Here is a 9,824-nt window from a genome sequence, read left to right as displayed (position 1 = left end):
CGCACCCCGCACGCGCGAAGGGCGCCACCGGTGACCGGTGGCGCCCTTCGCGTGCTGCTCGCTCTGCTCAGATCTCGCCGCGCAGCTTGGCCAGCGCCTCGGCGAGGATCGCCTCGCCGTCCGCGTCGGTGCGGCGCTCGCGGACGTAGGCGAGGTGGGTCTTGTAGGGCTCGTTGCGGGCCGGGGCGGGCGGGTTGTGCTCGTCCTGGCCGGCCGGGAACCCGCAGCGCGGGCAGTCCCAGGTGTCCGGGATGGCCGCCTCGGCGGCGAAACTGGGGCGCGTCTCGTGCTTGTTGGCGCACCAGAAGGAGATGCGGTTGCGGGGGGCGGACTCGCCGCGCTCCGCTTCGCCCATCGGGCCGGCGCCGACTCTGCTGCCTCGGATCGCGTTGCCACTTGCCACGGTCTGACTCCCTGCGTGCTGGTGCCGTCCGGCCGCGGCTGGGCGGACGGTGGCGAAGTCGTCCTAGTGTAAGCGGGAGTTAAGCCTGCGCCACCATCGCCCGCCGACTTGGTCTCAGTTGTTCTTGAGCAGCAGCCCGAGGACCACGATGCACGCGAACCAGGCGATGCCGATGATCACGGTGATGCGGTCCAGGTTGCGCTCGGCCACCGCGGAACCGCCGCCGGTCGAGGACGCGCCGCCGCCGAACATGTCGGACAGGCCGCCGCCCTTGCCCTTGTGGAGCAGCACCAGCAGGATCATGATCAAGCTCAGGGCGATCAGAGCACATTCGAACCCGAGAACCACGACGGACCAACTCTCTCGAATCTTCGGCGAAGGGGCCGGGCCCGCTCCACGCGGTCCGGCCCCAAAGCCTACGTTGCTGCAGGGGCGTTAGCCTACTGCCTGCTCCCGGTAACGCACGATCTTGACGAACTCCTCGGCGTCCAGCGAGGCACCGCCGATCAGGCCGCCGTCCACGTCGGGCTTGGCCATCAGGCCGGCCGCGGACGAGGACTTCACCGAACCGCCGTACAGCACGCGGACCTTGTCGGCCAGCTCGGCGCCGTACAGCTCGGCGAGCCGGGCCCGGATCGCGCCGCAGACCTCCTGCGCGTCCTCGGGGGTGGCCACCTCGCCGGTGCCGATCGCCCAGACCGGCTCGTACGCGACGACGATGCTCTCGGCGTCGCTCGCCGGGACGCCGTCCAGGGCGCCGTCGAGCTGGGCGAGGGTGTACGCGACGTGGGTGCCGGCCTTGCGGATCTCCAGCGGCTCGCCGATGCACAGGATCGGGGTGATCCCGTTGCGGTAGGCGGCCTTCACCTTGGCGTTGACGATCTCCTCGTTCTCGCCGTGGTACTGGCGGCGCTCGGAGTGGCCGATCACCGCGTAGGAGACCTTCAGCTTCGCCAGCATCGGGCCGGACACCTCGCCGGTGTAGGCCCCGCCGTCGTGCTGGGAGATGTCCTGCGAGCCGTACTTGAGCTTCAGCTTGTCGCCGTCGACCAGGGTCTGCACCGAGCGCAGGTCGGTGAACGGGACCAGGACGGCGACCTCGACGGCCTCGTAGTCCTTGTCGGCCAGCGAGAACGCCAGCTTCTGGGTGTGCTGGATGGCCTCGAGGTGGTCGAGGTTCATCTTCCAGTTGCCCGCCATCAGCGGGAGACGCTCAGTCATGTCTTTCTCAGTCCTCCAGGGCGGCGAGACCGGGGAGGGTCTTGCCCTCCAGGTACTCGAGGCTCGCGCCACCGCCGGTCGAGATGTGTCCGAACTTGTCCTCGTCGAAGCCCAGGGTGCGCACCGCCGCCGCCGAGTCGCCGCCGCCGACCACGGTGAACGCGTCGGAGTCGAGCAGCGCCTGGGCGACCGCCCGGGTGCCGTCCGCGAAGGCGGGGTGCTCGAAGACGCCCATCGGGCCGTTCCAGAACACGGTCTTCGCGTCGGCGATCTTCTCCGCGAACAGCTGCGCGGTGCGCGGGCCGATGTCCAGGCCGAGCGCGCCGTCCGGGATGGCCGTCACGTCGACGACCGCGTAGTCCTCGACCGGGGCGCCGGTCTTGACGTCCGGGAAGCTGCCGGAGACCGCGGTGTCGACCGGGATCACGAACTCCACGCCCTGCTCGGCGCCGCGCTTCAGGTAGTCCTGGACGACCGGGATCTGGTCCTCCTGGAGCAGCGAGGCGCCCACGCCGTGGCCCTGGGCCGCGATGAAGGTGTACATCATGCCGCCGCCGATCAGGATCCGGTCGGCCTTGCCGAGCAGGTTCTCGATCACGCCGACCTTGTCGGAGACCTTCGAGCCGCCGAGCACCACCACGTACGGGCGGGCCACGTCCTCGGTGAGGCGCTTGAGGACGCCCACCTCGGTGGCGATCAGGTCGCCGACCGCGTGCGGCAGCCGGGCCGGGAGGTCGTAGACGGAGGCGTGCTTGCGGTGCACCGCGCCGAAGCCGTCGCCGACGTACAGGTCCGCGAGGGCGGCCAGCTCGTCGGCGAACGCGCCGCGCTCGGCGTCGTCCTTGGAGGTCTCGCCGGCGTTGAAGCGCAGGTTCTCCAGCAGCGTGACCTCGCCGTCGCCGAGGGCGGCGACGGTGGCCTTCGCGCTGTCCCCGACGGTGTCGGTGGCGAACGCCACCGGGCGGCCGAGGATCTCGCCGAGGCGGACGGCCACCGGCGCGAGGGAGAACTTCGGGTCCGGCTCGCCCTTGGGGCGGCCCAGGTGGGAGGCGACGACGACGCGCGCGCCGCGCTCGACGAGCTTGGCGATGGTCGGCGCGACGGCGCGGATCCGGCCGTCGTCGGTGATGGTGTCACCGGACAGCGGCACGTTGAGGTCGGCGCGGACGAACACCCGCTTGCCGGAGACCTCCAGGTCTTCGAGCGTCTTCACGGTCTTGCTCCTCAAGGGATGAAAACGGCAGACGGCGACACGGCGGCGGGTCACCGGAGGGGTAGGACGGACGAGGGGGGCGGGCGCAGCGGGCAGGGCCCGGTCGGCGAACACAGCCGTCCGGGCCCTGCCCCTTACGTCACGTCAGCTACCGCTGCGATCAGAGCTGGTCGCCGACGAGGGAGACCAGGTTGACGAGGCGGTTGGAGTAGCCGAACTCGTTGTCGTACCAGCCGAGCACCTTGACCTGGTTGCCCTGGACCATCGTCAGCTGCGAGTCGAAGATGCAGGAGTGCGGGTCGTTGACGATGTCCGAGGAGACGATCGGGTCCTCGGTGTACGCCAGGTAGCCCTTGAGCGGGCCCTCCTGCGCGGCCTTCTGGAACGCGGCGTTGACCTCGTCCTTGGTGACCTCGCGCTCGAGGGTGACCACCAGGTCGGTGATGGAGCCGGTCGGGACGGGGACGCGCAGCGAGGTGCCGTCCAGCTTGCCCTTGAGCTCCGGCAGGACCAGGGCGGTGGCCTTGGCGGCACCGGTCGAGGTCGGGATGATGTTCTGCGAGGCGGCGCGGGCGCGACGCAGGTCCTTGTGCGGGAAGTCCAGGGTGACCTGGTCGTTGGTGAAGGCGTGCACGGTGGTCATCAGGCCCTTGACGATGCCGAAGTTCTCGTGCAGGACCTTCGCCATCGGCGCCACGCAGTTGGTGGTGCAGGAGGCGTTCGAGATGATGTCGTGCGCCGCCGCGTCGTACTTGTCCTCGTTGACGCCCAGGACGATGGTGATGTCCTCGTCGCTGGCGGGCGCCGAGATGATGACCTTCTTGGCACCGGCGGTGATGTGCTTCTTCGCAGCATCGGCCTTGGTGAAGATGCCGGTGGACTCGACGACGATGTCGGCGCCCAGCTCGGCCCAGGGAAGGTTGGCGGGGTCGCGCTCGGCGGTGACCTTGAAGGTGTGACCGTCGACGGTGATGCTGTCCTCGGTGTGCGAGACCTCGCCGGGGAAGGTACCGAGAGTGGTGTCGTACTTGAGCAGGTGAGCCAGCGTCTTGGTGTCGGTCAGGTCGTTGACACCGACGATCTCGATGTCAGCGCCCTGGGACTTGACCGCACGGAAGAAGTTGCGGCCGATGCGGCCGAACCCGTTGATGCCTACCCGGATCGTCACGAACCGATCTCCTCTTAGGTACGCCGGGCCGGAGCCCGACGGGGGTGAAATTTGGGTTGTCCCCGACCACTGCTGACCCTACCTCCCCCAAGTGTCGCAAGGCACATCGCCTCACCGGTTGGGACGCGGCGGCGCGGATGCGCGGAAGGGGCGTGCGGAGCGGGCGCGGCGACTGCCGCGACCTGCTCCGCACGCCCCTCGGTTGCGCCGTCGGACGGTTGACCGCCCGTCAGTTCAGGGCCATCTCCTCGGTCAGGTTGGCCTCGGTGTTCGGCAGGCCGAGTTCGGCGGCCCGCTTGTCGGCCATCGCCAGCAGCCGGCGGATCCGCCCGGCCACCGCGTCCTTGGTCAGCGGCGGGTCGGCGAGCGCGCCCAGCTCCTCCAGCGACGCCTGCTTGTGCTGCATGCGCAGCGCGCCGGCCGCGGCCAGGTGCTCGGGCACCTCCTCGCCGAGGATCTCCAGGGCGCGCTGCACCCGGGCGCCGGCGGCGACCGCGGCGCGGGCCGAGCGGCGCAGGTTGGCGTCGTCGAAGTTGGCCAGCCGGTTGGCGGTGGCCCGCACCTCGCGGCGCATCCGGCGCTCCTCCCAGGCGAGCACCGACTCGTGCGCGCCGAGGCGGGTGAGCAGCGCGCCGATCGCGTCGCCGTCGCGGATCACCACCCGGTCGACGCCGCGCACCTCGCGGGCCTTGGCCGGGATGCCGAGCCGGCGGGCCGCGCCGACCAGGGCGAGCGCCGCCTCCGACCCCGGGCAGGTGATCTCCAGGGAGGAGGAGCGCCCGGGTTCGGTCAGCGAGCCGTGCGCGAGGAAGGCGCCGCGCCAGGCCGCCTCCGCGTCGCAGGTCGCGCCGGAGACCACCGCCGGGGGCAGGCCCCGGATCGGCCGTCCGCGCCCGTCGACCAGCCCGGTCTGCCGGGCCAGCAGCTCGCCGTCCTTCACCACCCGCACCACGTACCGGCTGCCGCGTCGCAGCCCGCCGGGGGCCATCACCACCAGATCCGAGGAGTGTCCGAAGATCTCCAGGAGGTCCTTGCGCAGCCGCCGTGCCGCAATGCCGGTGTCCAGCTCCGCCTCGATCACGATGCGGCCGCTCACAATGTGCAGTCCGCCCGCAAAACGCAGGATCGCCGAGACCTCCGCCTTGCGGCAGCAGGCACGGGTGACGGGAAGCCGGGAGATCTCGTCTTTCACCGCTGCCGTCATCGCCATGGGCTGATCCTTCCATGAGTCCGGAAAATCCGGTCGTACGCGGCGGCCAAGAGGTCCGCGTCGTGTCGCGGCGTCCCGTCCGCCCGGGCCACCGAGTCGAGCACCAGGGCGGCGCCCATCCGCTCGGCGGCCTGTTCCAGGCCGGCCAGGTCGGCGACGCCGAAGGCGCCGCCGCTGACCGCGCGCTCGTCCACCAGGATCGCGTCCACCGCCAGGCCGGGGGCGTGGTCGGCGATCACCTCCAGGTGGCGCTGCGGGGTGAAGCCCTCGGTCTCGCCGGGCTGCGGGGCCAGGTTGAGGGTGAGCAGGCGGCGGGCCCGGGTCTCGGTGAGGGCCTTGGCCAGCTCGGGGACCAGCAGGTGCGGCAGCACGCTGGTGAACCAGGAGCCGGGGCCGAGCACCACCCAGTCCGCCTCCAGGACGGCCCGCACGGCCTCCGGGACGGCGGGCGGCCCGTCCGGCAGCAGCCGGATCGACTGCACGGTGCCGGGGGTGATCGCCACCGCGGCCTGGCCGCGCACCGCGGACACCTCGCCGGGGCGCAGCGGGTCGTGGCCGCGCACCTGGGCCTCGATGTCCAGCGGGACGGCCGACATCGGCAGCACCCGGCCCTGCACGTTCAGCAGCCGGCCGACCCAGTTCAGCGCCTCCACCGGGTCGCCGAGCTTCTCCCACAGCGCCACGATCAGCAGGTTGCCGACCGCGTGGCCGCCGAGCTCGCCGGTGCCGGCGAAGCGCTGCTGGATCACCTCGGACCAGGTGCGGCCCCAGTCGTCGTCCCCGCACAGCGCGGCCAGCGCCTTGCGCAGGTCGCCGGGCGGCAGCACGCCGAGCTCGGCGCGCAGCCGCCCGCTGGAGCCGCCGTCGTCGGCGACGGTGACCACGGCGGTCAACTCGGTGGTCAGCCGGCGCAGCGCGGACAGCGAGGCGGACAGGCCCTGGCCGCCGCCCAGGGCGGCGATGCGCGGCGCGCCGGGGCGCGGCTGGGCGGCCCGCTCGGCGGGTCTGGTCCGGAGCTGCTGCCGTGCTGGCACGTATCCCGTCACGCCGACACCGTGTTCCTGTCTCGTGCTCGGCCGGGGCGGCGGCGCGGGTGGTTCCCGGCCGCTACTCCCGGCCCATGTCCCGGTGGACCAGCACCGTCTCGACCCCGTCCGCGATCAGTCGCTTCGTCAGCTGCTCGGACATCGCCACGCTGCGGTGCTTGCCTCCGGTGCAGCCTACGGCAAGCGTCATGTAACGCTTCCCTTCCCTCCGGTAGCCCTCGGTGATGATCCGCAGCAGGTCGGTGTAGCCGTCGACGAACTGCTGGGCGCCGGGCTGCTGGAACACGTACTCGGCGACGTCCGGGTCGGTGCCGGTGCGGGCGCGCAGCTCGGGCACCCAGTGCGGGTTGGGCAGGAAGCGGCAGTCGACCACCAGGTCGGCGTCGACCGGCAGGCCGTACTTGAAGCCGAAGGACATCACGGTGGCGCGCAGTTCGGGCTCGTCCTGGCCGGCGAACTGGGCGTCCATCTTGGCGCGCAGCTGGTGCACGTTGAGGTTGGAGGTGTCGACCACCAGGTCGGCCTCGCCGCGCAGTTCGCGCAGCAGCTCGCGCTCCCGGGCGATGCCGTCGACGATCCGGCCGTCGGCCTGCAGCGGGTGCGGGCGGCGGACCGACTCGAAGCGGCGCACCAGGGCGTCGTCGGAGGAGTCGAGGAAGAGCACCCGCAGCCGGACGCCGCGCTTCTCCAACTCCTCCAGCGAGGTCAGCAGTTCGTCGAAGAAGGTGCGGCCGCGGACGTCGACCACGACGCCGATCCGCGGCACCGCGCCCTGCGAGCGGGCGCCCAGGTCGACCATGGTGGGGATCAGCGCGGGCGGCAGGTTGTCGACCACGAACCAGCCGAGGTCCTCCAGGCACTTGGCGGCGGTGGAGCGGCCCGCCCCGGACATGCCGGAGATGATCACCAGCTCGGGGGTGGTCTCTCCCCCGTTGGACACTGTCACGTCTCTTCCCCGCTTCTCGGTACTGCTGTGGCCGTGCTGTCTTCGATGATCTCGCCGGTCGCGGTGTTGACCGCGAATGCGGCGGGTGTACGGGAGGCCAAGGCCGCGACAACAGTCTCGGCGGTGCGGCGCCCGATCCCGGGGACCGCGCAGATGTCGTCGACGGTCGCCGCCCGCAGCTTCTTCAGCGAACCGAAGTGCTTGAGCAGGGCCCGGCGGCGAGTCTCGCCCAGGCCGGGGACGGAGTCCAGTTCCCCCGCCGTGAGCCGTTTGGCGCGCTTGGCCCGCTGGTAGGTGATCGCGAAGCGGTGCGCCTCGTCGCGCACCCGCTGCAGCAGGTAGAGGCCCTCGCTGGAGCGCGGCAGCACCACCGGGTCGTCCTGGCCGGGCAGCCAGACCTCCTCCAGCCGCTTGGCCAGCCCGCACACCGCGACGTCGTCGATGCCCAGTTCGTCCAGCGCCCGGACGGCGGCGGCGACCTGCGGCTGCCCGCCGTCGACCACCAGCAGCTGCGGCGGGTAGGCGAAGCGCTTGGGGCGGCCGTTCTCGTCGAGCGGCGAGCCGTCCTCCTCCGGCGCCTCCTCGGGGACGGCCCACTCGCCGGTGCGCTCGCGCTCCTGGAGGTAGCGGCGGAAGCGGCGGGTGATCACCTCGTGCATCGAGCGGACGTCGTCCTGGCCCTCGAACGTCCTGATCTGGAAGCGGCGGTACTCGCTCTTGCGGGCCAGGCCGTCCTCGAAGACCACCATGGAGGCCACCACGTCCTCGCCCTGGAGGTGCGAGATGTCGAAGCACTCGATGCGCAGCGGGACGGAGTCCAGCTCCAGGGCGTCGGCGATCTCCTGCAGGGCGCGGCTGCGGGTGGTCAGGTCGGAGGCGCGCTTGGTCTTGTGCAGCGCCAGCGCCTGCTGGGCGTTGCGCTGGACGGTCTCCATCAGGTCCTTCTTGTCGCCGCGCTGCGGGACGCGCAGGTCGACCTGGGCGCCGCGCAGGCCGGACAGCCACTCGTGCACGGCCTCGCCGGGCAGCGCGGGGACGAGCACCTCGCGCGGGACCTGCTCGTTGCCCTCGCCGTAGAGCTGCTGGAGGGCGTGCTCGACCAGGCCCGCGGTGTCGACGTCCTCGACCTTGTCGGTGACCCAGCCGCGCTGGCCGCGGACCCGGCCGCCGCGGACGTGGAAGATCTGCACGGCGGCCTCGAGTTCGTCCTCGGCCAGGGCCAGCAGGTCGGCGTCGGTGCCGTCGCCGAGGACGACCGCGTTCTTCTCCATCGCGCGCTGCAGGGCGCCGAGGTCGTCGCGCAGCCGGGCGGCCTTCTCGTACTCCATCTCGGCGGCGGCCTGCTGCATCTCCTGCTCGACCCGGCGCAGGTGGCCGCCCGTCCGCCCGGCCATGAAGTCGCAGAACTCCTCGGCGAGTTCGCGGTGCTCGGCGGCGCTCACCCGGCCCACGCAGGGGGCCGCGCACTTGCCGATGTAGCCGAGCAGGCAGGGGCGGCCGACCTGCTGGGCGCGCTTGAAGACGCCGTTGGAGCACGTCCGCACCGGGAAGACCCGCAGCAGCAGGTCGACCGTCTCGCGGATCGCCCAGGCGTGCCCGTACGGGCCGAAGTAGCGCACGCCCTTCTTGTGCGCGCCGCGCATCACCTGGACGCGGGGGAACTCCTCGTTCAGGGTGACCGCGAGCTCCGGGTAGCTCTTGTCGTCCCGGTACTTGACGTTGAACCGCGGGTCGAACTCCTTGATCCAGGAGTACTCCAGCTGCAGCGCCTCGACCTCGGTGGAGACCACCGTCCACTCCACGGAGGCGGCGGTGGTGACCATCGTCGCGGTGCGCGGGTGCAGGTTCGCCACGTCCTGGAAGTACGAGGAGAGGCGCTGGCGCAGGCTCTTCGCCTTGCCCACGTAGATGACCCGGCCGTGCGCGTCGCGGAACTTGTACACCCCGGGAGAGAGCGGGATCGCCCCCGGCGCCGGTCGGTAGGTGGACGGGTCTGCCATGCCCCTACCGTACCGACTGCCGGTGACAGCACGGCGCGGACGCCGTCGGTCGGACTCCTCCGGGGTCGGCCGGCAGTCCGCCCCGTCGTTCCCCCGCGGGTCCCCCTCCTGCCGTCGGCGTCCGGTCAGCCCTTGGTGACCTGCAGGTTCCCGTTCTGCACCGCGACCTGGTAGGCGGGCAGCGGCTCCGGCGCCGGACCGTCCTGCACCGCGCCGTCGGAGATCCCGAACCGGCTGCCGTGGCACAGGCACTGGATCTGGTCCTTTACCACCCCGTTGACCAGGCACCCGGCGTGCGTGCACTTGGCGCTGAACGCCTTGTACTCCCCCGCGGCCGGCTGCGTCACCACGACGGCCTGCTCGCGGTAGACCTTGCCGCCGCCGACCGGCACGTCCGCGGCCGGGCCGAGGTCGACCGGGCCGGTGGAGGCGCTTTTGGCGTCGTCCTGCTTCGAGGAGGAGCAGCCGGCGGCCGCGGCCCCCGCGAGCGCGACGGCCGCGCAGCACAGGACGGTACGGCGGGAGGCGGTGGGCTCGGTCATCGGGGCTCCTCGGTGCGGGATTTGGCGCCAGCAACCTAGCACGCGCGGACGGGCCCGCCCGGGAGCCCCTGCGGC

The 9,824-nt window shown here is 71.9% G+C and carries 10 protein-coding genes; all 10 read right to left on the bottom strand.

Annotated elements, in window-relative coordinates:
- Window positions 1–67: 67 nt before the first annotated feature.
- Entirely contained in the window at window positions 68–355 is a 288-nt protein-coding gene (locus ACFUEL_RS27780; protein WP_014138616.1) for an RNA polymerase-binding protein RbpA, read from the bottom strand.
- A 162-nt stretch (window positions 356–517) separates the two neighbouring features.
- Window positions 518–751, bottom strand: coding sequence for a preprotein translocase subunit SecG (gene secG, locus ACFUEL_RS27775; protein WP_380239501.1), 234 nt, complete (start codon window positions 749–751; stop codon window positions 518–520).
- Between the two features lie 87 nt (window positions 752–838).
- Entirely contained in the window at window positions 839–1,624 is a 786-nt protein-coding gene (tpiA, locus tag ACFUEL_RS27770) for a triose-phosphate isomerase (protein ID WP_380239500.1), read from the bottom strand.
- 7 nt (window positions 1,625–1,631) lie between these two features.
- Window positions 1,632–2,837 (bottom strand): phosphoglycerate kinase, encoded by a 1,206-nt coding sequence (locus ACFUEL_RS27765; protein ID WP_380239499.1) that lies wholly within the window; start codon window positions 2,835–2,837, stop codon window positions 1,632–1,634.
- A gap of 160 nt (window positions 2,838–2,997) precedes the next feature.
- Window positions 2,998–4,005, bottom strand: coding sequence for a type I glyceraldehyde-3-phosphate dehydrogenase (gap, locus tag ACFUEL_RS27760; RefSeq protein ID WP_123563004.1), 1,008 nt, complete (start codon window positions 4,003–4,005; stop codon window positions 2,998–3,000).
- A 229-nt stretch (window positions 4,006–4,234) separates the two neighbouring features.
- Window positions 4,235–5,215 carry a DNA-binding protein WhiA gene (gene whiA / locus ACFUEL_RS27755; protein ID WP_014138611.1) on the bottom strand — a complete coding sequence of 327 codons (981 nt, stop codon included), beginning with the start codon at window positions 5,213–5,215 and terminating at the stop codon, window positions 4,235–4,237.
- Window positions 5,206–6,261 carry a uridine diphosphate-N-acetylglucosamine-binding protein YvcK gene (gene yvcK / locus ACFUEL_RS27750; protein ID WP_380239498.1) on the bottom strand — a complete coding sequence of 352 codons (1,056 nt, stop codon included), beginning with the start codon at window positions 6,259–6,261 and terminating at the stop codon, window positions 5,206–5,208. Before yvcK ends, whiA begins: the two co-directional genes overlap by 10 nt.
- Before the next feature lie 61 nt (window positions 6,262–6,322).
- Window positions 6,323–7,201: an RNase adapter RapZ gene (gene rapZ / locus ACFUEL_RS27745; RefSeq protein ID WP_380239502.1), complete on the bottom strand. Its 879-nt coding sequence runs from the start codon at window positions 7,199–7,201 to the stop codon at window positions 6,323–6,325.
- A gap of 2 nt (window positions 7,202–7,203) precedes the next feature.
- Window positions 7,204–9,207 (bottom strand): excinuclease ABC subunit UvrC, encoded by a 2,004-nt coding sequence (gene uvrC / locus ACFUEL_RS27740; RefSeq protein ID WP_380239497.1) that lies wholly within the window; start codon window positions 9,205–9,207, stop codon window positions 7,204–7,206.
- Window positions 9,208–9,332: 125 nt separating this feature from the next.
- Entirely contained in the window at window positions 9,333–9,749 is a 417-nt protein-coding gene (locus ACFUEL_RS27735) for a Rieske (2Fe-2S) protein (protein WP_380239496.1), read from the bottom strand.
- Window positions 9,750–9,824: the final 75 nt, after the last annotated feature.

Source organism: Kitasatospora sp. NPDC057198 (genome assembly GCF_042670125.1).
In the GTDB taxonomy this organism is placed as follows: Bacteria; Actinomycetota; Actinomycetes; order Streptomycetales; family Streptomycetaceae; genus Kitasatospora.
This window is presented reverse-complemented; position numbering and strand designations above follow the sequence as displayed.